Genomic DNA, 26,998 nt, shown 5'->3' with positions numbered 1-26,998 from the left:
TAGACCATGCATTTCACTATTCAACGCGAAGCCCTGTTGAAACCCCTGCAACTGGTCGCCGGTGTCGTGGAACGACGCCAGACGCTGCCGGTTTTGTCCAACGTCCTGCTGGTGGTTGAAGGCCAGCAGCTTTCGCTGACCGGTACCGACCTTGAGGTCGAACTGGTTGGTCGCGTCACGCTGGAAGACGCCGCCGAGCCTGGTGAGATCACCGTGCCGGCGCGCAAGCTGATGGATATCTGCAAGAGCCTGCCAAGCGACGCGTTGATCGACATTCGTGTGGATGACCAGAAACTGCTGGTCAAGGCTGGCCGCAGTCGTTTCACCCTGTCGACGTTGCCGGCCAATGACTTCCCCACCGTGGAAGAAGGCCCGGGCTCGCTGACCTTCAACCTGCCGCAAGCCAAAGTGCGTCGTCTGATCGAGCGCACCAGCTTCGCCATGGCTCAGCAGGACGTGCGTTACTACCTCAACGGTATGCTGCTGGAAGTGCAAAGCGGTCTGCTGCGCGCCGTCGCCACCGACGGTCACCGTCTGGCCATGTGCTCGATGGAAGCGACCATCCAGCAGGACGGCAAGCACCAGGTCATCGTGCCGCGCAAAGGTATTCTCGAGCTGGCTCGTCTGCTCACCGATCAGGACGCTGAAGTTGCCATCGTCCTGGGTCAGCACCACATCCGTGCCAACACCGGTGAATTCACCTTCACCTCCAAGCTGGTCGACGGCAAGTTCCCGGATTACGAGCGCGTGCTGCCGCGTGGTGGCGACAAGCTGGTGCTGGCAGATCGTCAGGGTCTGCGCGAAGCGTTCAGCCGTACCGCGATTCTTTCCAACGAAAAGTACCGTGGCATCCGCCTGACCCTGGCGTCTGGCCTGCTGAAAATCCAGGCCAACAACCCGGAGCAGGAAGAGGCCGAGGAAGAGATCGTTGTCGACTACAACGGTGCCGGTCTGGAGATTGGGTTCAACGTCAGCTACTTGCTGGATGTGCTGGGCGTGATGGGGACCGAGCAGGTGCGCCTGATCCTCTCCGACTCCAATAGCAGCGCCCTGCTGCAGGAAGCCGATAATGACGACTCGGCCTACGTTGTCATGCCGATGCGTCTTTAATGTCCCTAAGCCGTATCACGGTCACCGCGGTGCGCAATCTGCACCCGGTGACCCTCTCCCCCTCCTCCCGCATCAACATCCTTCACGGCGCTAACGGCAGCGGCAAGACCAGCCTGCTCGAGGCGATCCATCTGCTCGGCCTCGCCCGTTCCTTTCGCAGCACACGCCTGCAACCTGTCATCCACTACGAACAGCCCGCCTGTACCATCTTTGGTCAGGTGCAATTGGCTGAAGGTGGCTCCAGCAATCTGGGTATTTCTCGCGATCGCCAGGGAGAGTTGCAGATTCGCATCGATGGGCAGAATGCACGCAGCGCTGCGCAGCTGGCGGATCTGTTGCCATTGCAGTTGATCAATCCGGACAGTTTTCGCCTGCTGGAAGGCGCGCCGAAGATTCGCCGGCAGTTTCTCGATTGGGGCGTGTTCCACGTGGAACATCGGTTTCTCGGAGCGTGGCAGCGCCTGCAGAAAGCCCTGCGGCAGCGGAACTCGTGGCTGCGCCATGGTACACTTGACGGTGCTTCGCAGGCTGCGTGGGACCGTGAATTGTGCGGTGCGAGCGAAGAGATCGACACCTACCGCAGGGCCTATATCCAGGCTTTGAAGCCGGTGTTCGAGCGCACGCTTGCCGAGCTGTTGCAGCTGGATGGACTGACCCTGAGCTATTACCGCGGTTGGGATAAGGAGCGGGAGCTGAGCGAAGTGCTCGCCTCGACCCTCCTCCGTGACCAGCAGCTCGGGCATACCCAGGCGGGTCCCCAGCGCGCCGATTTACGTTTGCGTTTGGCGGGGCATAACGCGGCAGAAATCCTGTCGCGAGGACAACAGAAACTGGTGGTGTGTGCGTTACGCATCGCCCAGGGCCACTTGGTCAATGAGGCCAAGCGTGGCCAGTGTATTTATCTGGTGGACGACCTACCGTCGGAGCTGGATGAGCAGCATCGCCAGGCATTGTGCCGGCTGCTGGAAGATTTGCGCTGCCAGGTGTTCATCACCTGTGTAGATCATGAATTGTTGAGGGAAGGCTGGCAAACGGATACGCCGGTTGCCATGTTCCACGTGGAACATGGCCGTATCACCCAGACCCAAGACCATCGGGAGTGAAGGCATGAGCGAGAACCAAACGTACGACTCCTCCAGCATCAAGGTGCTGAAAGGACTGGACGCCGTACGCAAACGTCCCGGGATGTACATCGGTGACACTGACGATGGTAGTGGTCTGCACCACATGGTGTTCGAGGTGGTCGACAACTCGATCGACGAGGCGCTGGCGGGTCACTGCAGCGAGATCACCATCACCATCCACCCTGATGAGTCGATCACTGTGCGTGACAACGGCCGTGGCATCCCGGTCGACATGCACAAAGAGGAAGGCGTCTCGGCAGCCGAGGTCATCATGACCGTCCTGCACGCCGGCGGTAAGTTCGACGACAACAGCTACAAGGTATCCGGTGGCCTGCATGGCGTGGGCGTATCGGTAGTGAACGCCCTCTCCAAGGAGCTGGTGCTGACCATCCGCCGTAGCGGCAAGGTCTGGGAACAGACCTACGTCCACGGCGTACCGCAAGCGCCCCTGGCCGCTGTTGGCGATACCGATGGCACGGGTACGCAGATTCATTTCAAACCCTCTGAAGGTACCTTCGCCAACATTCACTTCAGCTGGGACATCCTGGCCAAGCGTCTGCGCGAGCTGTCCTTCCTCAACTCTGGCGTGGGCATCCTGCTGCGTGACGAGCGCACCGGCAAGGAAGAGCTGTTCAAGTACGAGGGTGGCCTGAAAGCCTTCGTCGAATTCCTCAACACCAACAAGACCGTGGTGAACCAGGTATTCCACTTCAATATTCAGCGCGAAGAAGATGGCGTTGGCGTGGAAGTGGCCCTGCAGTGGAACGACAGCTTCAACGAGAACATCCTCTGCTTCACCAACAACATTCCCCAGCGTGACGGTGGTACCCACCTGGCGGGCTTCCGCTCTGCCCTCACCCGCCACCTGAACAACTACATCGAGCAGGAAGGCCTGGCCAAGAAGTTCAAGGTCAGCACCACTGGTGACGATGCCCGTGAAGGCCTGACCGCGATTATTTCGGTGAAGGTGCCGGACCCGAAATTCAGCTCGCAGACCAAGGACAAGCTGGTCTCCAGCGAGGTGAAAACTGCGGTCGAACAGGAAATGGGCAAGTACTTCGCCGACTTCCTGCTGGAGAACCCGAACGAAGCCAAGGCTGTGGTCGGCAAGATGATCGACGCCGCCCGCGCCCGTGAAGCGGCGCGCAAGGCGCGTGAAATGACCCGCCGCAAGGGCGCTCTGGATATCGCCGGCCTGCCCGGCAAGCTGGCTGACTGCCAGGAGAAAGACCCGGCGCTGTCCGAACTCTACATAGTGGAGGGTGACTCCGCGGGCGGTTCTGCCAAGCAGGGCCGTAACCGCAAGACCCAGGCCATCCTGCCGCTCAAGGGCAAGATCCTCAACGTCGAGAAGGCGCGCTTCGACAAGATGCTCTCCTCCCAGGAAGTGGGCACCCTGATCACCGCGCTGGGCTGCGGTATCGGGCGTGAGGAGTACAACATCGACAAGCTGCGTTACCACAACATCATCATCATGACCGATGCTGACGTCGACGGTTCGCACATCCGCACCCTACTGCTGACCTTCTTCTTCCGTCAGCTGCCCGAGCTGATCGAGCGTGGCTACATCTACATCGCCCAGCCACCGCTGTACAAGGTCAAGAAAGGCAAGCAGGAGCAGTACATCAAGGACGACGAGGCCATGGATGAATACATGACCCAGTCGGCCCTGGAAGACGCCAGCCTGCACGTCAACGAGAACGCTCCGGGCCTGTCCGGCGGCGCGTTGGAGAAGCTGGTGGGCGAATACCGCCGTGTGATGAAGACCCTGGATCGCCTGTCGCGCGTCTACCCCAAGGACATCACCGAGCACTTCGTCTACTTGCCGAGCATCGGCATCGAACAACTGGCCGACCACGCCGGCATGCAGGCCTGGATGGAGCGCTTCAGCGCGCGCCTGAAGACCATGGAGAAATCTGGCCAGACCTACACTGCCAGCCTGCGTGAAGACCAAGAGCGTCACGTCTGGTTGCCCGTGGTCGAGGTCAAGGCGCACGGTCTGTCCAGCTACACCACCTTCAACCGCGACTTCTTCGCCAGCAACGATTACAAGACGGTCACGACGCTGGGCGACCAGCTCAACAACCTGTTGGAAGCAGGCGCTTACGTGCAGCGCGGCGAGCGCAAGAAAGCGGTCAGCACCTTCAAGGAAGCGCTGGACTGGCTGATGCATGAAAGCACCAAGCGCCACAGCGTACAGCGATACAAAGGTCTCGGTGAGATGAACCCAGATCAGCTGTGGGAAACCACCATGGACCCGGAAGTTCGCCGCATGCTCAAGGTGACCATCGAGGACGCCATCGGCGCCGACCAGATCTTCAACACCCTGATGGGCGATGCGGTGGAGCCGCGCCGCGACTTCATCGAGTCCAACGCCCTGGCGGTTTCGAACCTGGACTTCTGATGTTGTGTAGCGGTGGGCAGGATGATCCTGCCCACCCAAGAAAAAGCCCCTGCTGATGAACGTCAGCAGGGGCTTTTCTATTGGGGTGAAGCAAACGCCATAACAGTCGCATGTGCGACGGAAGAGGTTTTCTAGCGTTTAGGTGCTTTCCGGTTGCGCTGACGCCAGGCGATACGCTGGCCTCGAACTTCCACCATGGCGCCGAGCATGGCGCGGTAGCGCTTGCTGTTGAGCGTCAGCAGAGTAGCCAGGGGCAGTATCAGGCCAATGCTGTACATCACGTCTGGAGCGCGTCTACCCCAGTGTCCGAGCGCCACCAGCATGCAGGCCACCATAGCCGTGACCACCAGCCACACTGCCCAGGGGCGGCCGCGGATGATCAGCAGGTTGGCCATGCACAGGTAGATCGCGATCCCTGCGCTGCAGGACATCATGTAGACGCCATATTGCTGCTGGCTAGGTGGATACACCTCGAGCAACAGGATCATGTTGATCGCCAGGGCAAATAGCGCCAGGTAGAACGCACTGATGAAAATCAGAAAGTGTTGGCGCAGTATCGTCAGAAAATCCGGCCCCTGTTTCACTCGTCCAGCTCCTCATACAGGCCGATGGCATAGGTCTGCACCGTAGAGCTCCCTAGCAAACCGATACCGGCGCCCAGGGCGTCCTTGATGTTGATTGCCAATGCCGAAGAAATCTCAGTGGTGGCCATGCGTTTGGGAAGCTGACCACTGCTTTGCAGGGCCTTGCGCATCGCGGGAGTGAGGGCCGGGTTGCGATTTTCGAGGATCTCGTTGGTCAGGCGGCGGCGCTCCTGTCGGCTGAGCCCACTGAGGCTCTGATACCAGCTGCGGCCGGTCATGGCTCTACGCATGTTCATGACGCGCAGAATCGTTGCACCACTTCCGGCAACACCGCCCAGGGAAATGATATCCAGAGCCTTCGAGGTATTCTGGTACCACTCTTCGCTATCCAGCCTGTCGAGGGCTTCTGGATCCTTGATTTCGGTATACACCCTCGCTGCGCCGGCGACGCACTGCAAGGAGCTCGCCGAGGCTGCTGCGACACCGAGACTGGTAATCACCAAGCTCGCACCTCCGGTGAACGGCACGATGGCCGACCCGCCGATAATCGCGATCCAACCCAAGACCGCCCCGGCGCAGGCCAGCGTGGTATTGACGCTTTCTGCGACTACTCGCGATTCCCGCGGGTTGCCCTGCACCTGCTGGGCAAACTGCTGCGGCGAGATATTGCGCGGCGCCTCACGGATGATGATGCGTTTGGGCTTGATGCTGCAGATCGGGGTGAACTCTCGCAGGGTCACCACATTGAAATTGGAATCGATATACACCACACCGGCACCGGAAATGGCCGGGTCGGCATCGATGGCGAAATAGAGTTTGCGTAGGTCGATCATGGCCTCGATGCGTTGCCGCGCCATGATCTGTGATGGGGTGTTTCTCAACCCGATCAGGTAGTCGGACATTGGCCCTCCTTGGTCGAAGTACCGATGGCCGCCGGTTCTGCCCTGGAAGGAGAACCGGCGGAGCACTCGGTCAGTTACTCATCCGAAATGACTCAGACAGGGCAAGGAATTGGTGCCCAATCGCCCATGTCCGGGTTGTTGCACATGCTGTTGACCTGGCTGGCACCGGCAGTTGCCACTTGCTGGCTCTTGGCTTTCTTGGCTTCGGCCTGCTGCAGAACCTGTTCGGTCTTGACCGCTTCGGCTGGTACTTTGGCCGGCTTCTTGGCGGGTGCCTTGGCCGCTGTGGTCACTTCGGCGCGCTCGACGCCAACATTCTTCAGGTCAGCCTCGTACGCCTGGGTGTAGTTGCTCAGGTCTTCGCCAGCCTTGCCGTTGACAGCGGTGATCAGGTCGTTGGACTCGTTCAGACCGGAGATGATCTCGGCCAGACGCTTGCGACCTTCCTGCTCGTTGATCGCACCGGACTTGCGCTGTTTCAGCAGGTTGCTGAACTCGTTCTGGTAGCAGCTCTGGGAAGCCTCGGCGTAGGCGATGCTACGGTCGAAGGTGGTGGCGCTGGCATTGATATCGGTCGAGTAGGCACCGATGCGCTGACGGTCGTCGCTGATCTGTTGTTGCTTGGTGGTGTAATAGGCAGCTGCGCCGCCGACCAGGGCGCCGCCGGCGGCGCCGATGGCGGCATTGCGCTTGCGATCTTCCTTGTCAGCAGTCAGTGCGCCGGTCAGTGCACCGCCCACTGCGCCGAGTACGGCGCCGGTGGCTACCGAGCGGGTCAGGTTGGAGTCGGTATCACGCAGGTGCTGAACCGGCTGGTAGCAGCTTGGGTAGTAGTTCACCTCGGTGCTTTTGCCGACACGGTTCACGGCGGAGGTGGAGCAGCCACTGATCAGTACGGCCATCGACGTGAAACCGATGGCGGCGAGGGTCAGTACGCGGCTGCGGGGTTGCGAGGTTTGTGCAGTGGATGACATAGCTAGGGCTCTCTGCTGGTGGTGGATTGATCTGGGTCGTTCACTTCTCTGGGCTATCGCGAAGAGGTTCATGGTCGCTGGACCGCCCGCGTTTCCAGTAACTGTTTGAGGATCTCGGCCGGATCGGCGCGTTGTTGGCGGCGATACTGGGCGACATGGCTGACGAACAGGGTGGCGCGACTGACCAGGCTGTTACCGATCACTGGCTTGCGCGCAAGCTCCTCCTTGATGCGCTGAAACTGCACCTCGATGACGTCGTTGGTGTAGCGGGTGCCGCTGGCCATGTTGTCGATGTAAATGGCTACGGCCCCGTTCAGCGCACTGGTGCCGTTGCGGATGGCGGCACCGAAGATCTGTGCTGAGGCCGTGTCGTTCTTCTGCTGGGCCTCACGCTGGCTCTGACGCAGGTTGGTCAGACGGATGTTGTAGTTGTTGATGGTTTCAGCCACTAGCGCGGCCGACTGGATCAGGTTGCCGGCCGCCTCCTCGCGCTGGCGCGCAATCAACGAGACGTTGCGTTTGAGCTCTTCGTTGACCAGGCCAAGCTCGGCCTGTAGGCGCGGGTCGGTGGCGTTGGCGATGATGCTGTCGAGGCGTTGGGTCGGATCATCGGCCGCGGCGATGTCATCGGTCAGACCGGCCAGGCGCCCCTGTTTCTGCCATTGGCTGAAAAGCTCGTCATAACGCGAGCGGGGCGCTGACAGTGCGCCGATGGCGACGCGAAAACCTGTGGTCTCATTACGTTGTTCGCTGCCATCGGCGCCGAACAGCGGATACTCGCGGCGCATGCCGGTAAACAGCGTGCCCTCGCCTTCCAGGTAATTGCCGCCCTTGACCACGAAGCCGCCATAGGTGCCCTGGCGGCGCCCGGCACTGACCAGCTGGAAGGACTCCTGCACCATCTCGGCGGCGTTGCCGATCACGTCGAACAGGCCCAGCGGATTGCTCTGCTTGGTGCCGATTGGCATCAAGCGAGGTGCCTGACCGGTGCCACCTGCCACCTGGTTGAAGACCGCCCACTTACCCAGCGGACCGTCATCGTCGCTACCTTCGACCGGGCGCGGGAAGAGTCGTGCTTCCAGTTGCTGGCGGCTGACTTCCGAGCCGCCGCGGGCAGCGAACTCCCACTCCACCTCGGTCGGCAGGCGGACGAAGGCGGTGCCGCCCTGCTCTGCTTTCTTGCCGCGTCCACTGACAGGCAGCAGCTCCCGGTGATTGGCCAGCAACCAGGCGCTATAGACCGCTGCGAAGCGCTCGGCTTCGAAACGCGACAGCTTCACCTGTGGCAGGCGTCCACTCATGTCGGTGGCCGGTGCGCAAGCGGGGGCAGGCTCGCCGCTGGCCAGCGACTGAGCCTGGGCCATGACCTGGGCGTACTGGTGAGCGGTGACTTCGTACTTGCCGATGAAATACATCATCGGTTTCAGCGGGCTGCCAGCGTCGATCTTGGGCAGGCGTGCGGCGATCTGCTTCTGCCACTCTGGTGCCAGGTCCTGCAGGCTGAACTGCCCGTTGATGAAGTCGCGGCGATAGCCGGAAATGAACGACTGCTTGTAGCCGGCCTCGCCTTCGCTGAACGGATAGCCGAGGCTGACTTCCCGGTCGTCCAGGCTACCCTGGGTGAGGACGTAGACATGACGAAAGACCATCTCGCCGCCGCAGGGCAATGGCAGGCTGACGTCGCCGGGCAACGGCTTGGGGTTGTCCAGTTTCGCCAGTTGCTCCGGGTCCAGCGTGCGAGAAGGTTGGGCCTGGGACTGAGCGGGTGCGGCGGCTTTGTTTGCCGCAGGCGGCTCGTCGTCGCCTGGCGAGCAGGCTGCCAGCGTGAACGTGGCGAGTATCAGGGCGGAAGCAGCGAAACGACTGTCAGACATCGCGAATTCCTTGTGAGGGGTCGATCCTGGCCGCGCGCCGCCCGCCCAGCGCAGCGGCAAAGGCACTGGCCAGCAGAACGGCGCCAAGGGCGACCAGGTAATGTTCGGGCAGCAGACGACTGGCGTAGTCGCCCGGCACCTGTACGAAGAGATGGTTGATGCCGCCCTCTGCCAGGCGGTACAGCAGGGCTGACAAGACGCTGGCGAAGAGGCCGCTGTACAGCGCCTGGAGGATTACGAACAGCAGCAGGGCACCACTGCCGAAGCCCAGCAGGCGCAGTACGGCCAGCTCGCGCTGCTTACGCTCGACGGCTGCCAGCGCTCCGGCGCCGGTGGCCGCCAGCGCACCGCCGAGGGCCAGAGCGGTGATCAGCCAGAACAGCAGGTCGAGGTTGCGGCTCAGCGCTTGTACCTGAGCGATTTGCGCCGCCTGGGTAACGACTTGCACCTGTTGCGCGGCGAAGTACTGGCGCAGCGGCTCGACGTCTTCCAGCGTGCGTGCATACAGACGAAAACCAGGGTAGATCCGCGGTGCCTGGCTGGCCGCCGCGCCTGCCCAGCCCAGTGCGGCGACCCCAAGGCCGTCGCGGTAATCCTCGACGGCTTCCAGCAGCGCTGCCTGGGCGAACAGCGCGTCACGCTCGAACGCCGCCAATGGCAGCACCGCCAGCACCTGCACGGAGGTCTGCTGCCACTGCAGAATGCCGCCTTGCTGGCGAGCGAAGCGTGCTTGAATCTGGCTGCCGGCAGCGACCCCAAGCTTCTCCGCGGCCGTATGGCTGAGTACCACTTGCTGCAGTGTCTGGGGTACCAGCAGGCCTTGCAGCAGCGGGTCGCCGGCCGCGGTCGGCAGCATCTCCACGCTGACCGTGGTGCCCGCTGGCGCCTGCAGCTCGCTGGTAGCCGCGATCTGCCGGGTGCGGGGGATGGCGAAGGCAACCTCTTCACGCTGTTGCAGTGCGTCGATGAATTCTGCCTGCAGACGAGTGCCGCCCAGCGGGATGATTTCGCGCACGGCGGGATCACGTTGCAGGCGTTCGGTGAGGCTGCCGACTAGGCCGTACTTGAGGCCAAACAGCACCAGCAACGGCGCGATCACCGCCACCAGCGCCAGGACGCTGCACGCCGACAGACGCGCCTCGCGGCGGTAGTCCTGCCAGGCCAGGCCGGCGATCAGCAGCGGGCGCATCAGGCAGCCCGTTCTAGGTGAGCGCTGACGCCGCCGTCAGCGTCACGCTGGCAGCTCATGCGCAGGATGCTCAGGCCGGCATGCTGCGCCAGTGCCTCGTCATGAGTCGCGACGATGCAGGTCGCACCGGTCGCCTCGGCCTGGTTCAGCAGCAGCTGCATGACCCGCTCGGCATTGATTGGGTCCAGTGCTGCCGTTGGCTCGTCAGCCAGCAGCAGGCGTGGCCCGTGAGCCAGCGCTCGCGCACAACTGACGCGCTGTCGCTGGCCGATCGACAACTGCGCCGGATACTTGTCCAGCTGCTCCTGCACGTCCAGGGCCTGTGCCAGCCGCAGCACCTGGCCGTTGTCCGGCATCCCCAGGAGCTGTCGAGGCAAGGCGATGTTGCTGCGTACATCGAGAAAACCGAGCAAACCGCCGGTCTGTAGCACGTACCCCAGGTGCTGGCTGCGTAGCTGCGCCAGCTGGCTCTGCCGGCCCTGTCGCCACAGCCCGGCGATGTCGGTTGCGGTGCTGGCCGGCTGCAGGTCGAAGGTCTCTGCGGTATCCGGTGCCAGCACCAGGGCCAACAGGTCGAGCAGCGTGCTCTTGCCACAGCCACTGGGACCGACCAGCGCGACTCGCGCACCAGGTTCCAGCAGCAGGTGCTCGATGGCCAGGCTGTAGCGCTGAGCGCCCTGACCACGCTGCTTGAGGACCTGCTGCAGATGAATCTTCATGGCAGTGTCGACAGCGGTACACGGTACAGGGCGTCGCCAGGCTCGGCGTTACCGAAGCGCACCCAGTTGGCCATGTCGTTATGGAAGGTTTCGTAGAGGCGAATCTTCGATTCCAGCTCGTCGATGAAGTCTTCCTGCTCGGCCACCGACAGCGACAGCCAGAGGTCCTGGGTCATGCTCAGCGCCTTGCTGCGATACGGCAGTCCGTCGAGGTATTCGCCGAGTACGCCGCTCTGCGCCAGGTTGGCGCCCTGGCGCAACGCAGCGGGGTCACGACTCATGTAGGCGCTGGCGCTGGCGATCTCGCTGAAGAAATCCGCCGGTGAGGTCTTGGTCTTGCGCGCGGCGTCGACGATCAGCTTGAGCGACTGCTGCAGGTCGTTGAGCTGCAGCTTGGTCAGCATCACGCACACCTGCAGCGTCGGCAGACTCGGGTTGCTCAGGTCGCGGTCGGCAGTCCAGGCACTGACCAGCTGCGGCGCCTGGCTGGCGCTGCGGCGGCCGAGAAAATCCATGTGCATGGCGTAACCGATGGCCTGCGATTTGGCCGCCAGGCTGCCGCCATCGGCGAGCTGCGGCGGCACGGGCGCTTGTTGGGCGCGGACCTGTGCGGCCAGTTCGGCGAAGGTCGAGCCAATCTCGCGCACGCGCTCGCCGAAAGCCTCGACATCGCCGCCCGGTACCGAGACGTAGAGGTCGCCGATCTGCGGGTTGCTGTCGGCGGTCAGCACCCGATACTGCTGTTCGGCCGAGGCATGGTTGGCTTTGCCGGCCGGGGTGCGCAGGTGCAGGGCGAAGATCTTGATCTGCTTGCTCAGCGCGGCCTGGCGTACCTCGGCCTCGTTCATCAGGGTGCTGCTGAAGGGGTCGTTCTTGCGCAGCGCGCCGGCATCGCTGACCAGCAGGATCAGGCGCCCGCCATAACCCGACCAGTCCATGCCCTCGACCGCCTGCATGACGCCGGCGAAGGCGTCCTCGTTGAACGAGTGGCTGGAGACCGTGGTTGCCTGCACCTGTTCGGCAGCGCGCAGGAAACGCCGTGGATCACTGCCCTCCTGCAGACTGACCAGGGTCTTGCTCAGGTACTTCAGACCCGGTGTGCGCGCGGTGCTGTTGCGATAACCGACCAGGCCGAAGCTGACGTTATCCAGCTCGCCGCGGGCCTGTAGCTGGCTCTGCAGCTCGCTGACCACCTGGCGCACACGGTCGATGTAGGGCTGCATGGATACCGAGGTGTCTACCACCAGCACGATGCCGGTGCGAAATCCTGCGTCATGGGCGGCGGCGGGCGGCTGTTGTTCGGAGCTGCGGGCGGCGCTGCCGGGGTCGATCGAGGCGATGTTGAGCAGTTGCACCGGCTGGCCTTCTGCGTCGAAGGCCTCGCGGAAGTCGAAGATCGGCATCAGGTAGAACTGGTCCTGCGGTACCGCGCTGGCGGTGGGTTCCAGCGCCACCACCTGCGGCACCTGCTCGGGCTCGTTCTGCGCCTGCAGCAGCAGTTCGCGAGCCTGGCTGGTGCGGTCGATCAGCTGTTCCACGTCGCCGGCCTGCTGCATGAACATTACCGGTGCCCGCCCGGAGCGTTCGGTGAACTTCAGCACCAGGCTCTGTTTCCAGTCGCTGGCCTGCTCGGCGGCGATCCAGCCCTGCACCCGGCCATCGCTGGCAGCGCCGACCTGCAACCAGGCCTGCCCGTCCTGGTTGCGCCGGGCATACACGTAGAGCACCGAAAAGGCCGGCAATGCCGTGCCAGTGCTGTCACCCGGAGCACCGAGCAGTTGCGCCCCGGGCTTGAGCAATACGCGCTGGTAGAGCGTCTGCTTACCGGGCATGAGCAGCGGATGTTCGCCCGCCTCGCCCGTATCGGCGGCTGGAATGGTGTCTGGGGAAATCTGCGCGCCGCTTTGCGGTGTACTGACCGAGGCCTGCAGCGCGGCAGGCTGGCTGAGCCACCAGTAGGCGCCGCCGCCCAGACCCAGCGCGGCAGCGACGGCAACCGCCAGCAGCGCCATACGTGGTTTGCTGTTGCTGGTGGCCGGTCGCGCCGCTGCGTTACCGGTATTGGCTGCCGGGGAAGGCGTCAAGGTCGCCGCGGGGGCCGGTGTGCTGCGTGGAATGTCGATGGATACCGGTTGCAGATCCCCCAGTTCGCTGGCCGATGGCGCGCCCAGCGTGGCCTGCTGAGTGACCACAGGACGGATCAGGGTGGCCTCCGGGTCCGGCGCGGGCTGGGCATCGAGCGCCGCCAGCAGCTCTGCGGCGTTGCTGAAGCGTTCATCGGGGTTCTTCGCCAGCAGGCGTTGCAACAGCGTCTGATAACGACTGTGCTGTATCGGCAACTCCGGCAGCGGCTGGGTCAGATGGGCCAGCGCCGTGGACAGTGCGTCAGTGCCCATGTAAGGCAGCTCGCCGACCAGTATTTCGTAGAGCACCACGCCCAGTGCATAGAGGTCCGCGCGGCCATCGATATCCAGGCCGCGCGCCTGCTCGGGGCTCATGTAGTTGGGTGTGCCGACGGCGAAGCCCACCTGGGTGAACTGGGTGCGGTCGTCGAGTGACTTGGCGATGCCGAAGTCCGACAGCACGGCGGTGCCGTCAGCGCGGAAGAGGATATTGGCCGGTTTCACGTCGCGATGGATCAGCCCCTGGCTATGGGCATAACCCAGCGCCGAGGCAATCTGGCGGATGTACTGCAGGCCCTGTTCGGGGCTCAGGCCGGCGGCGATGCGCTCGCGCAGGGTACCGTTGGGCAGGTACTCCATGGCCATGTAGTAGTGTTCGCCGACGTTGCCGATGTCGTGCACGGTGACGATGTGCGGATGGGCCAGACGCGCCAGGGTCTTGCCCTCGCGCAGGAAGCGTTCGCAGAACGAGGCATCGGCGGCCAGCGCCGGAGCCATGATCTTCAACGCCACCTTGCGCTCGAGGGAGCGCTGCAGCGCCAGGTAGACGGTGGCCATGGCGCCTTCGCCAATCACACCGTCGATGTCGAAACCGGGAATGTTCAGGTCCATGAGGCGGTCTCGGTTGCCTTGATGACGATGGCGGTGATGTTGTCGGGAGCGCCGCGGGTCAGGCCCAGGTGGACCAGGCTGCGCACCACCTGATAGGGATCGGCGTGCGTTAGCACCTCGCGGATCTCGTGATCTTCGGCCGTGCGCGTAAGGCCGTCGCTGCACAGCAGCCAGGTGTCTCCGGGGAGGATGTCGAACAGGCTGCTGGAAAGCTCCAGCTGGTCCTGCACGCCCACTGCGCGGGTGACGATGTTGGCGCGTGGGTGCTGGCGCGCCTCGGCCTCGCTGAGCAGGCCGCTGTCCTGAAGGTCCTGCACATAGCTGTGGTCCCGCGAAACTGCCTGCAGCTCACCGCCCCTCAGGCGATACAGGCGGCTGTCGCCGGCCCACAGGCACAGGCCCTGGTCGCCTCGGCTGGCCATCAGTACCACGGTGCTGCCCATCATGGTCACGCCGCGCAGATGGGTTTGCTCGCGTACGGCCGAATTGACCTGGCTGAGGGTGAGCCGCAGCACATGCTCGTAGTCACACAGGCTGTCGCTCGCCTTGATGTTGCGCAGGCTGTCGACGATCAGGCTGCTGACGTAATCACCGGCGGCATGCCCGCCCATGCCATCGGCCACTACCCACAGGCCCGCCTCCGGACTCTCCAGATAGGCGTCTTCGTTGATCTGGCGAACCAGGCCAACGTGGCTGTAGGCCGCAGACTGATAATGCAGTGCAGTCATTGCGCGATGACCTCCGAACCTAGCAGATAGGTCGCGAAGGACTCGGTCGGTGGCAACCCCTGGCAACGTCTCAACCCGGCAGCGATACGTTGCGAGCCGCGTCCCCACCACAGGCTGGCACCGCTGCAGGTCTGGGCGGCGAGCGCAGCCAGGCGCCCAGGCGCGTCGATCACCGGCCAATGCTGCAGGCCATGCGCTTCGTCGTACGTGGGCAGTGCGATGTCCGGCAGGGGTTCCAGGCTTTGTACCGCGGCTTCGAACGCCTCGAACTGGGCACCCTCTTCCAGGGTGCTCAGCAGCAGATCCTCGATCCGCTCGAACCAGGCTTCGCTGGCCTGCAAGGCCTTGAGCGGTTGGCCGCCGGGAATACGGCAGGCGACCGTCAGCGGAAAGTAACGGCCGACGCGGTCGATGCTCGGCATCAGCACCCCGGCCATGGCTTCGTGGCCGCAGACGCCGGGAGCCAGCGCGAAGCGCCACAGCGGGCTGGTCAGATAGGCATCCAGCCAGCCTTCGCCGAGTTGGTGCTGGCTGGTCTGCAGACCAGCCGACAGCCAGGTGTCCCAGCTGTGCTGGAAGTCCTTCGTCAGGTTGCGTTCGATGAAGTCGCCGCGACTGGCGACCTTGCCGTAAAAACCCATCATCGTCATAGCCGCTCCGGCAGGGTGAAGCCGGCCACTGCGCGACTCTTGAAAGGATTGAAGGCACTGCTGGCACGCAGTTCGTAGGCGACGCTGGAGCGATCCAGACGTACCCGCAGGTTGAAGCGATCCGGCGAGGCGCCACCGATCAATTCGGACTGATCGAGCAGGCGGAACCAGGCCCACGGGCCCTCCAGCGTCAGCGCCGAGCGACCGCCTTCGACCGGTGGTGACACCGTCAGGCGTACGACGCCGATGCTGTTGGGGTTCGGCCATTGCACCGCAACGGGCCGGCTCGGGCCGTGGTCGAAGCCGATCAACTGGCCATCGAGATCGAGCTGCGACTGGCTGATGGTGGCGTTCATGCTCACCGGCTTGAGCTCGAAGCGCACGCTGGGCTGCAGGCCACCGCTGCGGAAGAATTCGTCGCGAATCAGCGCCGCTCGCTGGAAGGTCTGCAACACGCCGGCGGATATGCCCAGCTTCTGCGCTGCGCCCGGCTGCCAGCGCCAGTTGCGTGCCGAGGTGTCGACATAGGGCTGCAGGTACTTGCGGAAGTAGCTGTCCATCACCCCGCCGACGCCGAAGAACTGGCCGAAATCGTCCAGCGTGGAATCGCGCTGGCTGCCCGGTACCATCGGATAGCGGCCGCTCAGCGACTGCCGCCAGACGTTGACGACGTCGCTTTGCCAGGCCGCGTTGAGCTGATTGCGCACCCCGCCCATCATGCTGTTGGTGCTGGCGGCGACGACCGAAGCGACCAGCCCCTGAACCAGCTGCGGTTGCCGCGCGGCGGTCAGATTGACCCTCGCGGCGGCGGCGCTGGCCTGATTCTTCGCCTCGCCGAGCAGCGCCTCGCCGCTGGCGCCGACCATGCTGCTGAGCTGCACGTAGAATTCGTTGAGATCCGCCAGCAGGCCATCGATGGCCATCGGTGCCGACGGATCCTGGCTGACCAGGCTGTTGAGTTCGGCGAAGTGCGAGCTGACCGGGTCGATCTGCGTAACCGCGGCCACGGCGGTGCCTGCCGGCGTCTGGCCGAGCAACGAGCCGAGTTTTTGCTTGAGCTGCTCGACGCCCTCGTCGGTCGCCTTGGTCGCGTCTGCGGAGTCGGGTGCCTGCTGCAGGTCGGTTTCCCGCGCTACGGCGATCAGCAGTTGCTTGAGCGGTGAGGAAGGCCCCGAGAGGATCCGCAGCACGTCGGCGGCCTGAGCCACGCTGGTGATTGGCACGAAGTCGAGGTCGGCCAGCAGCGCGTCCCACTGTTGCACGTAGTCACGCAGGTACAGCTGGCGAACATCTGCGGCCAGGCTCACGGCGTCCTGGGTACTGTCGAGCTGACGGCCCAGTACCCATTGTTCCTCCGCCACGACGCTGGCCTGGCCGACGCTGGCGCGCAGGAAGGCTTCGCGGTAGCCGCGACGGGTGAACAAGCCGCTCAGCGGATCGCTCAGTGCCTTGCCGCTCTTGCGCGTGAACACCAGTGCGGCGTCGCGTCCGGCTGCCTCGCTGAGGCGGAAGTCACTGACCCCGTCCGGCAGCTTCTGGCGCTTGACCCGGTCGTACACGCGCTGTGCCAGCGGCAGACGCTGCAACTGCATGCGCAGCTCGTCGATCAGGCGCTGATCTAAGCGGGCATCCGGCGGACGGCGTGCGAACAGCGCCTGCAGGTGCCCATCGAGAGCCTGGCGCTGCTCGTCCTGCAGGTCGCGCGGCAGGCTCTGATCCCAGTCCAGGCTGACCCAGGCCTTGATGAACTCGGCGTCGTACTGCTCGCCACCGCCGAACATCAGGTAGGCCTTGAGCCCTTCGTAGAGGTAGTCGGAGCCACCGCCACTGCGCAGCTGCTCCTCGATTCGGCTGACCAGGCGCGGGGCGAAGGTGGCCACCAGCAGACGGCGATAGACGCTGGCGGCCTGCTCTTCGAGCATGTCGCCCTGATACAGACCGAAGCCTTCGGCCCAGTCCGGCGCATCGCCAGCCAGGTTGCGCACGGCGGTGAGTAGCGGCAACACCGCCAGCACGTCGCGTTGCGCCGGGCTGAGGCTGCGTACCTGCTGCTCCAGCGGCGCGATGCGCGCACCGACCTGAGCAATGTAGTCGCGGTTGGCGTTGTAGCTCAGTAGCCACAGCGTGCTCACCACCAATACCAGAGCCACGCTGGCTGCCAGCGAACCGATGGCAATCCAGCGACGGCGACGCTCGACCTTCTGGTCGACACCGACCAGGCCGCGCTCGGCGAATGCCACGCGGCTGAACAGGTGCTGCAGAAAATAGCTGCGGCCACTGCCGCTCTGTCGCGCCAGGTGCTGGCGGTCGAGGTTCATGCTCTGCGCCATGGCGCCGATCAGACGGTCGATCGGGCTACCTTCCTGAGTGCCGCTGGTGAAGTACACCCCGCGCAGCAAGGTGCGCTCCGAGTAGGCGTTGGGCTTGAACACACCGTTGAGAAATTCGCCGAGCAGGCCCTTGATCGCCGCGAACTGCTGCGGGAAGCCGTAGATCAGGTCGCGTCGGGCCGGGTCGCGCTCGCGTTGCAGGCGCTCGACCAGGCGCTGGTTGAGACGCTGTTCGAGGGCGACGAACTCGTTGTCGAACTGTTCCAGCGGGCCGCCAACGCTCTTGCCGTCGTCCAGGGCGAAGGTAAAGCCCCAGACCTGGGCACGCTCCTCGCGGCTGAGGTCGTCGAAGAACTCCATGAAGCCCGGCACCAGGTCGCACTTGGTGAGCATGACGTAGACCGGGAAGCGCACGCCGAGCTGGCTATACAGCTCCTGCACCCGTGAGCGGATCGCCGCCACGTGCGCGGCGCGCTCACTGTCACTGCTCTGCAACAGGTCGGACAGGCTGATGGCGATGAAGGCACCGTCGATGGGGCGGCTCGCGCGCTGGGTCTTGAGCAGATCGAGAAAGCCGAGCCAGGCGGCCTTGTCCACCTGGGCATGGCTGTCCTGGGTGGTGTAGCGCCCGGCGGTATCGAGCAACACCGCCTCGTCGGTGAACCACCAATCGCAATTGCGTGTGCCGCCCACACCTCGAATGGCGCCGGCACCCAGCTGCGCCGCGAGCGGGAAGTTCAGCCCGGAGTTGACCAGTGCGGTGGTCTTGCCGGAACCCGGCGGGCCGATGATCACGTACCAAGGCAGCTGGTACAGGTTGCGCCGCTCATCGCCACCCAGGCGCGCTTTCTTCAGCAGCGCCAGGGCTTCGTCCATGCGCTGGCGCAGGGTCGCCAGCTCCTCGGCGGTGGCCACGCTGGCGGCATCCGGCGGCGTTTGCGCGGCCAGGCTGTCGAGCACCTTGCGCTCCTGCTGGCGCTCGCGCAGCGCACAGAACAGACGCCAGCCCAGCCACAGGGCGAACAGTACGATGATCAGTGTCCAACGCGTCCAGGCTGGCTGTAGCGCGCTGAGCAGTGGGCCGATGAACCAGATGATCAGGCTCAGGGCAATCAGCCCGAGCACAGGGATGACCCAGCGGGTGATGAATCCGAACAGCGCCTTCACTCCACACCCTCCGCCAGTACGGTGATTTCTACCCGGCGATTCTTCGCCCGTCCCTCGGCCGTGGCATTGGACGCCAGCGGTTCGGTGTCGCTCAGGCCTTCGGCGCTGAAGCGCTGGGCCTGGCCAGTGCGCGCCGCGAGAATCTGCAGCACCTCCTCGGCACGTGCGCGAGAAAGCGCCCAGTTGGAGGGGAAACGCAATGTCGCAATCGGCTGGTTGTCGCTGTGCCCGGTGATGCGCACCTGGCCCTTGACCTTGGCGACCGCCTCGGCGATGCGCAGCAGCAATGGCTGGAAGTCGTCGCGGATGCTGGCGCTGCCGGAGCTGAACAGCTCATCGCCACGGATGGTCACCACCGAGCGATCGACGCCATCCTCGACCGCCACGCGGTTGGCGCGAATGTCGTCGGCGAGGAAGGTGGCCAGGCGCGGGCGTTCGATTACTCGCGGTTTGACCACAGCTGGCTCGATGCTCTGCACCGGCACCTCGCCCAGGGCGTGAATCTGCCGAAACACCGGCTCGGCGTCGGACGTCAGTTTCATCCGCAGCACCAACAGCAACACCAGCAGCAGTGCCAGCGCCACGGCCAGCCCTACCCAGGGCGGCAGCAGTCGCGACAGCCGGTCCGGTGCCACGCTGACGCCGCGCCAGTGGGGTGACAGCTCGTGCTCACGCTCGCCGCGAACGCTGCGCAGGGTTGCCGCCGTGCGCTCGCGCAGTGCCTCCAGCTGGCTGCGACCATCGTGCATGACCCGATAGCGGCCCTCGAAGCCGAGGCTGGTGCACAGGTACAACAGTTCGAGCAGGTCGAGCCGTTCGCGTGGGCTTTGCAGGCAGTGTTCGAGCAACTGGAACACCTTCTCGCCACCCCATGCCTCGTTGTGCACGGTGATCAGCAGGCTTTGCTTGCCCCATTCGCTGGTGCTGCCCCAGGGGGTGCTCAGCACCGCCTCATCGAGAGCAGTGCACAGCGCGTAGCGTGCCAGCAGCACTTCGTTGCGCGGCACGCCGGCGGCCTCGGCACGTTGCTCGAATTGGCGCAGGTAGCCCAACAGCTGCGCACGCAGGCTGGCTGGCGCGGGATGGGCGAGGGTGCTGCGCAGCCGCGTCAGCATGCTCAGCAACGGCCCAGCAGCCTGCTCCAGCGGGTTCATGCCGCGGGCCTGGCCCGTCGGCAGCGGTGCGGCCGGCATTTGCAGGGGCGGTGCGGCCGGCGCTTCGCTGGCTGGCTGCGGTCCACGGCCACCCGGGCGTGGCATGAATTGCGTGCGATCGTTGTTCGGCTGTTGTGGCGCCGGTGGCTTGTTCAGCCAGTCGTCTTGATCCGTCATGGATTAACCCCGTATCGCCCAGAAGGCCAGGTTCAGGCCGGGGTACTCACCCGCCACGTGGAAAGCGAAGCCACCGGATTGCGCCAGTTGCTTCCAGTGTTCGCTGCCACGGTCGAGTTCGTAGTAGGTCGAACCGGCGTGGAACGGAATCTGTCTCGGCGCCACCGGTAGCGGCAGCAGGTTGATGCCCGGCAACTGCAGGTTGACCAAGTCACGAATGTGCTCGACCGAGCCGATCTTGCTCTGTTGGCCGAAGCGTCCGCGCAGGGTTTCGGCGGGCATGTCGGCGCGTACCACCAGGATGAAACTGGCGTTGTCCAGCAGGCTGCGGTCGGCCAGCATGGCCACGTGCACGCCGTAGGCCTTCTCGACGATGGGAATCGGCACGGCCTTGCTGTCGATCAGCATCGACAGGGCTTCGCGCAGCGCCTGCATCACCGGGGTGAAACTGGTCTGCAGGTCATCGTGCAGATACGGCGCAAACTCCGACGGGCGCCGTCCGGCGCTGGAGAAGGTGGCGAATTCTCCGGCCAGAGCCAGCAATTCGCTGTACAGACGCTCGGGATGCAAGGGCTGTAGTTGGGCCAGGTGAGCGAACAGCGGTTGGGCACGGTTGACCAGCTGCAGCAGCATGAAATCGGCGATCTCCGAGGCGCCGCCGGCGCTGGAGGCGACGACGCGTCCGGCCAGGGCTTCGCCGCGCTGATGCAGCAACCCCAGCAGCTCGCCGCGAAACGCGGCCAGTGGCGCACTGGTTGCCACGTCAAGCAGCGGCGGGATGTACTGCTCATCCAGCACCAGTGCACGGTCGGCGCGCTTTTCGCGAACGCGCGCCACGCCCAGGGTGGCATATTCCTGCAGGCCGTCGGCCGCGCTGAGCAGGCGTAGCGCACGTTCACCCACCATCACCGGCACGCGGCTTTCGAAGGCTGCGTTGTCGTCGCGCACTTCGCGCACCTGGCCACGATAGCGGGCGCCGCCCAGTGCTTCACCCGCTTCCACGGTGTCACGCACACCCGCCCGGCGCAGCGGCAGCGCCAGGTAGATCACGCCGTCGCGCAGGTTGTCGGCGATATCCAGCGGTTCTGGCGCCACGTCGTCCTGCGGGATGTTGAACGGCGTACCGTCGGGTAGCAGGCCACGCGCGCTGATAATCGCCAGCTTGCCCTGTGCCAGCAGGCCGACATCGAGTTGCAGGTCGGCGAAGCCCCAGCCGGCCGCAGACAGAGGGCGGCTGCGGGCATCGATCAGTGCCTCCAGATAGCGGTCGTGCTGCTGGAAATGCTGGGTGCCGATGAACATGCCTTCGGACCAGATCACACGGTTGTTCCAGGACATACGGGCTCCTGTTAGCGAGAGTCGAGACGAGACGGCGCGGTGAGTTGAGCCGCGCTGGCGGCGTGGGTCCCGAGGTCGATGCGGTAGTGACTGAGGGCGCCCTGCTTCGGCTCCAGCACCAGGCGCCACTGCGCCCGGTCAATTTCGCGGTAGCCGACCAGCAGGCCGAGATGACGGGTAGACGGGGCGAGCTTGCGGGTCAGTTCACGGGTCTGGCCGGGATGCACCAACCACTCATCCTCCGCCACCAGTTCGCCGCCCAGCATTGCCTCGGCGCGCTCGGCGAGGCTGAAGTAATCCGTGCGACTGAAGGTCGCCGCACTGCGCAGTTCCAGCAGCCGCACGCGCACGGGCGCGCTGTATCCGTCAGTGGTGGGGTTGAGCTCATCGTCAGCCCGCAGTTGCAGGACGACCGTGGTCGACCCGTGCGCAGGGCTGGCCTCTTCCATTGCGTCCTTGCTGCAGCCGCTGGTCAGCCCCGCCAGCATAAGGCCCAGCAGAACGGGCCGAAGTGTTCGTTTTCGCACGTTGTTCATCCTTGCCCACGCCCCTAAGGGCGTCGTTGACGGGCGATATGTTGCTCATAGGCCCGGCCGAACTCGCGGCCGAACAGGTCCTGAAAATCGTCTTCGGCTTCGCGCGACAGGGTCGCGTAGAGCTCCACGAATTGCTGCCAGCACTGCGCCTGGCGTGAGCCCGGGAGCAGGCTGGCCAGCCCGCCACCCTTGCCCATGCGCGCTTCCAGTGCCTGCGGCTCGAAGCGCGCCAGCAAGTGGCGGATGGCCGCCTGCACGCCTGCCATGACCGCCAACTGATGGGCGCGTAGATCCTCGAAACCGTCCTGTACGGCCTGGTCGGCCGGCATGAACGCCGAATTGCCGCCCCGCAGCAGCAGAAGCAGGGCCTCCTCGGCATTGGGCGCAAACTTCAGCGGGTTGTTCTGTACTGGCTGGACCATGGTCTGTTGCAGGCGAAACTCGCCCTTGAGGCTGCTGCGCGCGCGCAGCACGTCGATCAGTCCGTCGACCATCAGGCGATAGCTTCGGCCGATGTTTTCCATCTGCGCGGCGGCATGCTGGGTATCCAGCTGCAGGCGCTCCAGCCCTGCGCCACGGAGGAAGGCTTGCAGCAGCGCATCTTCCTGCTGAGCGGTCACTGGCTGACTGGGTGCAGACGCAGGCGTCGGTGCGGGCGTCGGAGGAGGCAGCGATACCGGCTCGGTCGGCTCCGGCGATAGGTCAAAATCCGCGGGTGGCAGTGCAGTCGGTGCGGGGGCGGCGGGCACGAGGCCATCGAGCAGGTCCCAGTCATCCGGGATCAGGCCTGGCTCGACGCTTGGCGTCTGTGGCAGCGGTGGGGCTTTGACGTCCGGAGGACGAAAATCATGCTGCTGCGCCGGGACGTGGTCGGCAACGGGCTTCGGTGCCGATGCGCTAGGGCCGAGAAAGTCGAACAGATCAGGCAGGGTTTCGTGTGGTGCGACGCTCTGCAGATGAGCACTGGCTGAAGCGTCGAAGGGGTTTGGCGACGCGCTGAACGGGTCAGATGGAGCGTCCTGATGGCCTGCCATCAGGGCCTCGAAACTATTGCCAGACGGGGCCGTGGAAAATGGTGCCGAGCCTTCGGCAATGGAACTTTCCAGCGCTACCTGAATTTCATATTCACCGATACGAATAACTTCGCCGTGATTAAGAAGTTCACTGTTGCCACGTTGCATGCGCACACCGGCCTTGACCAGCTCCACACCGTTGGTGCTGCTGTCGGTGATGTAGTAGCGGCCGTCCTTATTTTGTACGAGGCAATGTTTCGATGAAACAAGGCGCGCCGGGTCCGGTAAAACCCAGTCATTATCGGGCGCGCGGCCAATTGCCATCGAGCCATATTCCAGGGTTTTCTCGGGGCATTGACCGGGGGTGATCTTGTGATAGCTGGTGATGGTCAAACGCAGCGCCATGTGGCCTCCCTGCCCGGCTTTCGTGACACCCGCGAAATCGTGAAAGCCTTGATTAATGCGGCTCTCGGGCCGCATCTAGCTTTCGAGAATGGTCCATCAAGCGGGCTGTGGATCGCGAAAACACGCGATCTTACCTTCCATTTCGTGGTTCAAGTATGCACTCAAACGCACAAGTTACCGAAACTTTGGGGTCGTTCACAAAGGTTCTTGGTGCGCGGATTCTACCTTGACTTTATATATTTTTAAGTTGAAGAATGCACGACGTCATCGAGATTGTGTAGTGGCCAGTTGGTATTAATCAGCGACTGGCAAAGTGCTGGCTAGGATGAAGCGACTGCACTTTTGTGACACAGTTCAAATCGATAAGGAGATCGAAAACGTGGAGATTTCGTTGTTGCTCGCCGCTATTTCCGATACTTCGCCCTGTGGTGAAGATCTGGAATACGACAGCGACTTTCTCCAGCTTGAGCGCGATGCGCTGGGGCGCCCTGAGCGCAGCATGGGTGATGCCATTCAGGCCGCCGAGCCGCCCGAATGGCGCCAGCTGGAGCAGGCCTGCCACGTCCTTCTGCAACGCAGCAAGGATCTGCGCATTACTCACTATCTGCTGCAGAGCCGCCTGGCTTTGCGCGGTATCGAAGGTCTGGCTGACAGCCTCGAACTGATCCTCGAGCTACTCTCGCGCTACTGGCCCGAGATTCACCCGCAGCTCGATGCCGACGACGACAATGACCCCACCGTACGCATCAACGTTCTTTCCGGCCTGACCTGTGAAACCAATCTCGGCTTGCTGCGCAATGCCGTGCTGGTGCGTTCGCGGGTGTTCGGCAATATCACCACCCGGGCGGCACTGAGTGCCGCCGGTCTGCACGTGGCCAGCGACGAGAGTCTTAGCATCGAAGAGCTCGGCGGCGCCTTGCAGGATGCTGACAGCGAGTCGCTACAGCTCACTCACCAGGCTCTGAACCGTGCCCTGCAAAGCCTGAGCGCCATCGAGCGTCTGGTCAGCGAGCAGGTCGGTTCCGCTCAGGGCGTGGACCTGTCTGCGCTGCAGCAACCACTCAAACTGGCCTTGCAGGTCCTGGGCGACAGCTCTGCCGTGGCAAGCGCAGAGAGCGATCCGATAGACGCGTCAGCCGCTGGCGAGCAGCCCGCGGCGCAGGTGTCGGCGCCTGCCGCAATGCGAGCCAGCGGCGAAATCGCCAACCGCGACGACGTGCTCAGAAGCCTGGAACGAATCCTCACCTATTACGCCCGCCACGAGCCTTCCAGCCCGCTGCCGGTGCTGCTCAACCGGGCTCGCAGCCTGGTCAACGCCGACTTCGCGACCATTGTGCGCAACCTGATACCCGATGGCATGAGCCAGTTCGAAAACCTGCGCGGCCCCGACGAGTACTAGGCCGACCGGCCCAGGTATGCGGGATCACGCTTTACCGTAGACGGCCGGTGGCCGACACGCCGCGTCGCGTCAGGCGACCAGGAGAGAAACCATGGCGAACAGCAGTTCTCAGAAATTTATCGCGCGCAACCGCGCGCCCCGTGTGCAGATCGAATACGACGTCGAGCTCTACGGCGCCGAGAAAAAGGTCCAGCTGCCCTTCGTCATGGGCGTCATGTCCGACCTCGCCGGCAAGCCGGCCGAACCGCTGCCGGCAGTAGCCGATCGCAAGTTCCTGGAAATCGACGTCGACAACTTCGACTCGCGCCTCAAGGCGATGAAGCCACGTGTGGCCTTCAACGTGCCTAACGAACTGACCGGCGAAGGCAACCTCAGCATCGACATGACCTTCCAGAGCATGGACGACTTCAGCCCGGCCGCCGTGGCGCGCCAGGTCGACGCCCTCAACCAGCTGCTCGAAGCCCGTACCCAGCTGGCCAACCTGCTGACCTACATGGACGGCAAGACCGGCGCCGAGGACGTGATCATGAAGGCGATCAAGGACCCGGCATTGCTGCAGGCCCTGGCCAGCGCGCCGAAACCCCAGGACAACGAGCCCCAGGCCTGATTCGGATGACCACCATGAGCGAACAGTTGCAACACGACCAGGCCGCACTGGCCAATACCGAGCAGACCAGCGAATTTGCTTCGCTGCTGATGCAGGAATTCAAACCCAAGACCGAGCGCGCCAAGGAAGCGGTGGAAACGGCCGTGCGTACCCTGGCCGAGCAGGCCCTGGCGCAGACCGATCTGATCTCCAACGATGCGATCAAGTCGATCGAGTCGATCATTGCCGCCATCGACGCCAAGCTCACCGCCCAGGTCAACCAGATCATCCACCACAGCGATTTCCAGCAGGTGGAAAGCGCCTGGCGTGGCCTGCACTATCTGGTCAACAACACCGAGAGCGATGAGCAACTGAAGATTCGCGTGCTCAACATCTCCAAGCCGGAGCTGCACAAGACCCTGAAGAAGTTCAAGGGCACGGCTTGGGATCAGAGCCCGATCTTCAAGAAGATGTACGAAGAGGAATACGGTCAGTTCGGTGGTGAGCCCTATGGCTGCCTGGTCGGGGACTACTACTTCGACCAGTCGCCGCCCGATGTCGAGCTGCTCGGCGAGCTGTCCAAGGTCTGCGCGGCCATGCATGCGCCGTTCATTGCCGCTGCGTCGCCGACCGTGATGGGCATGGGCTCCTGGCAGGAGCTGTCCAACCCGCGCGACCTGACCAAGATCTTCACCACCCCGGAATACGCCGGCTGGCGCTCGTTGCGCGAGTCCGAGGACGCGCGCTACATCGGCCTGACCATGCCGCGTTTCCTGGCCCGTCTGCCGTATGGCGCCAAGACCGATCCGGTGGAGGCCTTCGCCTTCGAAGAAAACACCGACGGCGCCGACAGCAGCAAGTACACCTGGGCCAACGCCGCCTACGCCATGGCGGTGAACATCAACCGTTCGTTCAAGCACTACGGCTGGTGCTCGCGCATTCGTGGCGTGGAATCCGGCGGTGAAGTGCCGAACCTGCCGGCGCACACCTTCCCCACCGACGACGGTGGCGTGGACATGAAGTGCCCGACCGAGATCGCCATCTCCGACCGCCGCGAGGCCGAGCTGGCGAAGAACGGCTTCATGCCGCTGCTGCACAAGAAGAACACCGACTTCGCTGCCTTCATCGGTGCGCAATCGTTGCAGAAACCGGCCGAGTACGACGACCCGGACGCCACCGCCAACGCCAACCTGGCCGCGCGCCTGCCGTACCTGTTCGCCACCTGCCGCTTTGCGCATTACCTCAAGTGCATCGTTCGCGACAAGATCGGCTCGTTCAAGGAACGCGACGAGATGCAGCTGTGGCTGCAGGACTGGATCCTCAAGTACGTCGACGGTGACCCGGCGCACTCCACCGAGACCACCAAGGCACAGCACCCGCTCGCTGCCGCCGAAGTGGTGGTGGAAGAAGTGGAAGGCAACCCGGGTTACTACAACTCGAAGTTCTACCTGCGCCCGCACTACCAGCTCGAAGGGCTGACGGTGTCGCTGCGGCTGGTTTCCAAGCTGCCGTCGGCCAAGGGCGCCTAACCGCCTTGTAACCGTGGGAGCGGCTTCAGCCGCGAATGCGTCTTCGCGGCTTGCGCCGCTCCCGCGGCACATCCAGCGGATGCGCAAGACGA

Annotated in this window: 20 protein-coding genes; 6 read left to right on the top strand and 14 right to left on the bottom strand. The window is 63.9% G+C overall.

Annotated elements, in window-relative coordinates:
* Positions 1-6 precede the first annotated feature (6 nt).
* Genes dnaN through gyrB form a run of 3 tightly spaced genes read left to right on the top strand, consistent with a single transcriptional unit; the run spans position 7 to position 4,638 of the window.
* Complete coding sequence (gene dnaN / locus ACN8M7_RS06360; RefSeq protein ID WP_061238812.1) at positions 7-1,110, top strand: DNA polymerase III subunit beta; 1,104 nt, start codon at positions 7-9, stop codon at positions 1,108-1,110.
* Positions 1,110-2,213, top strand: coding sequence for a DNA replication/repair protein RecF (gene recF, locus ACN8M7_RS06355; protein WP_490260155.1), 1,104 nt, complete (start codon positions 1,110-1,112; stop codon positions 2,211-2,213). Before dnaN ends, recF begins: the two co-directional genes overlap by 1 nt.
* A gap of 4 nt (positions 2,214-2,217) precedes the next feature.
* Entirely contained in the window at positions 2,218-4,638 is a 2,421-nt protein-coding gene (gene gyrB, locus ACN8M7_RS06350) for a DNA topoisomerase (ATP-hydrolyzing) subunit B (protein ID WP_490260154.1), read from the top strand.
* A gap of 131 nt (positions 4,639-4,769) precedes the next feature.
* Here the strand turns inward: gyrB and ACN8M7_RS06345 are convergent, their stop codons facing one another.
* The 14 genes from ACN8M7_RS06345 to tagH all read right to left on the bottom strand — a co-directional run bounded on the left by ACN8M7_RS06345 (position 4,770) and on the right by tagH (position 23,392).
* On the bottom strand, positions 4,770-5,222 hold the full coding sequence (locus ACN8M7_RS06345) for a hypothetical protein (RefSeq protein ID WP_490260153.1): 453 nt from the start codon (positions 5,220-5,222) through the stop codon (positions 4,770-4,772).
* A complete protein-coding gene (gene ssp4, locus ACN8M7_RS06340; RefSeq protein ID WP_490260152.1) occupies positions 5,219-6,124 on the bottom strand; it encodes an Ssp4 family T6SS effector in 906 nt (301 codons plus the stop codon). Before ssp4 ends, ACN8M7_RS06345 begins: the two co-directional genes overlap by 4 nt.
* 92 nt (positions 6,125-6,216) lie before the next feature.
* Complete coding sequence (gene tagQ / locus ACN8M7_RS06335) at positions 6,217-7,098, bottom strand: type VI secretion system-associated lipoprotein TagQ (RefSeq protein ID WP_490260151.1); 882 nt, start codon at positions 7,096-7,098, stop codon at positions 6,217-6,219.
* 68 nt (positions 7,099-7,166) lie between these two features.
* Positions 7,167-8,972 (bottom strand): formylglycine-generating enzyme family protein, encoded by a 1,806-nt coding sequence (locus tag ACN8M7_RS06330; RefSeq protein WP_490260150.1) that lies wholly within the window; start codon positions 8,970-8,972, stop codon positions 7,167-7,169.
* The gene (locus tag ACN8M7_RS06325; protein WP_490260149.1) at positions 8,965-10,161 is read right to left on the bottom strand and encodes an FtsX-like permease family protein; all 1,197 of its coding nucleotides are present in this window, start codon (positions 10,159-10,161) and stop codon (positions 8,965-8,967) included. The genes ACN8M7_RS06330 and ACN8M7_RS06325 overlap by 8 nt, the downstream gene beginning before the upstream one ends.
* Positions 10,161-10,880 carry an ABC transporter ATP-binding protein gene (locus ACN8M7_RS06320; RefSeq protein WP_490260148.1) on the bottom strand — a complete coding sequence of 240 codons (720 nt, stop codon included), beginning with the start codon at positions 10,878-10,880 and terminating at the stop codon, positions 10,161-10,163. Before ACN8M7_RS06320 ends, ACN8M7_RS06325 begins: the two co-directional genes overlap by 1 nt.
* Positions 10,877-13,894 (bottom strand): protein kinase domain-containing protein, encoded by a 3,018-nt coding sequence (locus tag ACN8M7_RS06315; protein ID WP_490260147.1) that lies wholly within the window; start codon positions 13,892-13,894, stop codon positions 10,877-10,879. Before ACN8M7_RS06315 ends, ACN8M7_RS06320 begins: the two co-directional genes overlap by 4 nt.
* Positions 13,885-14,622, bottom strand: coding sequence for a PP2C family protein-serine/threonine phosphatase (locus tag ACN8M7_RS06310; RefSeq protein ID WP_490260146.1), 738 nt, complete (start codon positions 14,620-14,622; stop codon positions 13,885-13,887). Before ACN8M7_RS06310 ends, ACN8M7_RS06315 begins: the two co-directional genes overlap by 10 nt.
* The gene (gene tagF / locus ACN8M7_RS06305; RefSeq protein WP_490260145.1) at positions 14,619-15,272 is read right to left on the bottom strand and encodes a type VI secretion system-associated protein TagF; all 654 of its coding nucleotides are present in this window, start codon (positions 15,270-15,272) and stop codon (positions 14,619-14,621) included. Before tagF ends, ACN8M7_RS06310 begins: the two co-directional genes overlap by 4 nt.
* Complete coding sequence (gene tssM, locus ACN8M7_RS06300; protein WP_490260144.1) at positions 15,269-18,769, bottom strand: type VI secretion system membrane subunit TssM; 3,501 nt, start codon at positions 18,767-18,769, stop codon at positions 15,269-15,271. Before tssM ends, tagF begins: the two co-directional genes overlap by 4 nt.
* Positions 18,766-20,100: a DotU family type VI secretion system protein gene (locus ACN8M7_RS06295; RefSeq protein ID WP_061238827.1), complete on the bottom strand. Its 1,335-nt coding sequence runs from the start codon at positions 20,098-20,100 to the stop codon at positions 18,766-18,768. Before ACN8M7_RS06295 ends, tssM begins: the two co-directional genes overlap by 4 nt.
* 3 nt (positions 20,101-20,103) lie before the next feature.
* Positions 20,104-21,438, bottom strand: a complete 1,335-nt coding sequence (gene tssK, locus ACN8M7_RS06290) for a type VI secretion system baseplate subunit TssK (RefSeq protein ID WP_490260143.1) — start codon at positions 21,436-21,438, stop codon at positions 20,104-20,106.
* 11 nt (positions 21,439-21,449) lie between these two features.
* Complete coding sequence (tssJ, locus tag ACN8M7_RS06285) at positions 21,450-21,974, bottom strand: type VI secretion system lipoprotein TssJ (RefSeq protein WP_490260142.1); 525 nt, start codon at positions 21,972-21,974, stop codon at positions 21,450-21,452.
* Positions 21,975-21,988: 14 nt separating this feature from the next.
* Positions 21,989-23,392, bottom strand: a complete 1,404-nt coding sequence (gene tagH / locus ACN8M7_RS06280; RefSeq protein ID WP_061238830.1) for a type VI secretion system-associated FHA domain protein TagH — start codon at positions 23,390-23,392, stop codon at positions 21,989-21,991.
* Positions 23,393-23,771: 379 nt separating this feature from the next.
* Between tagH and tssA the strand changes: the two genes are divergently transcribed.
* The 3 genes from tssA to tssC all read left to right on the top strand — a co-directional run bounded on the left by tssA (position 23,772) and on the right by tssC (position 26,906).
* Complete coding sequence (gene tssA, locus ACN8M7_RS06275; RefSeq protein WP_061238831.1) at positions 23,772-24,791, top strand: type VI secretion system protein TssA; 1,020 nt, start codon at positions 23,772-23,774, stop codon at positions 24,789-24,791.
* Positions 24,792-24,882: 91 nt separating this feature from the next.
* Entirely contained in the window at positions 24,883-25,398 is a 516-nt protein-coding gene (gene tssB, locus ACN8M7_RS06270) for a type VI secretion system contractile sheath small subunit (RefSeq protein WP_061238832.1), read from the top strand.
* Between the two features lie 14 nt (positions 25,399-25,412).
* The gene (gene tssC / locus ACN8M7_RS06265; RefSeq protein ID WP_490260141.1) at positions 25,413-26,906 is read left to right on the top strand and encodes a type VI secretion system contractile sheath large subunit; all 1,494 of its coding nucleotides are present in this window, start codon (positions 25,413-25,415) and stop codon (positions 26,904-26,906) included.
* Positions 26,907-26,998 lie beyond the last annotated feature (92 nt).

It is taken from the genome of Pseudomonas spartinae (assembly GCF_965197125.1).
Lineage (GTDB): Bacteria > Pseudomonadota > Gammaproteobacteria > Pseudomonadales > Pseudomonadaceae > Aquipseudomonas > Aquipseudomonas composti_A.
Note: the sequence above shows the minus strand (reverse complement) of the source record. Positions and strands in the feature narration are given on the sequence as shown.

Bases quoted from the DNA above. Each gene is read 5' to 3' on its own strand.
- dnaN (WP_061238812.1), top strand. From the start codon at position 7: ATGCATTTCACTATTCAACGCGAAGCCCTGTTGAAACCCCTGCAACTG.
- recF (WP_490260155.1), top strand. From the start codon at position 1,110: ATGTCCCTAAGCCGTATCACGGTCACCGCGGTGCGCAATCTGCACCCG.
- gyrB (WP_490260154.1), top strand. From the start codon at position 2,218: ATGAGCGAGAACCAAACGTACGACTCCTCCAGCATCAAGGTGCTGAAA.
- ssp4 (WP_490260152.1), bottom strand. From the start codon at position 6,124: ATGTCCGACTACCTGATCGGGTTGAGAAACACCCCATCACAGATCATG.
- tagQ (WP_490260151.1), bottom strand. From the start codon at position 7,098: ATGTCATCCACTGCACAAACCTCGCAACCCCGCAGCCGCGTACTGACC.
- ACN8M7_RS06330 (WP_490260150.1), bottom strand. From the start codon at position 8,972: ATGTCTGACAGTCGTTTCGCTGCTTCCGCCCTGATACTCGCCACGTTC.
- ACN8M7_RS06325 (WP_490260149.1), bottom strand. From the start codon at position 10,161: ATGCGCCCGCTGCTGATCGCCGGCCTGGCCTGGCAGGACTACCGCCGC.
- ACN8M7_RS06320 (WP_490260148.1), bottom strand. From the start codon at position 10,880: ATGAAGATTCATCTGCAGCAGGTCCTCAAGCAGCGTGGTCAGGGCGCT.
- ACN8M7_RS06315 (WP_490260147.1), bottom strand. From the start codon at position 13,894: ATGGACCTGAACATTCCCGGTTTCGACATCGACGGTGTGATTGGCGAA.
- ACN8M7_RS06310 (WP_490260146.1), bottom strand. From the start codon at position 14,622: ATGACTGCACTGCATTATCAGTCTGCGGCCTACAGCCACGTTGGCCTG.
- tagF (WP_490260145.1), bottom strand. From the start codon at position 15,272: ATGACGATGATGGGTTTTTACGGCAAGGTCGCCAGTCGCGGCGACTTC.
- ACN8M7_RS06295 (WP_061238827.1), bottom strand. From the start codon at position 20,100: ATGACGGATCAAGACGACTGGCTGAACAAGCCACCGGCGCCACAACAG.
- tssK (WP_490260143.1), bottom strand. From the start codon at position 21,438: ATGTCCTGGAACAACCGTGTGATCTGGTCCGAAGGCATGTTCATCGGC.
- tssJ (WP_490260142.1), bottom strand. From the start codon at position 21,974: ATGAACAACGTGCGAAAACGAACACTTCGGCCCGTTCTGCTGGGCCTT.
- tagH (WP_061238830.1), bottom strand. From the start codon at position 23,392: ATGGCGCTGCGTTTGACCATCACCAGCTATCACAAGATCACCCCCGGT.
- tssB (WP_061238832.1), top strand. From the start codon at position 24,883: ATGGCGAACAGCAGTTCTCAGAAATTTATCGCGCGCAACCGCGCGCCC.
- tssC (WP_490260141.1), top strand. From the start codon at position 25,413: ATGAGCGAACAGTTGCAACACGACCAGGCCGCACTGGCCAATACCGAG.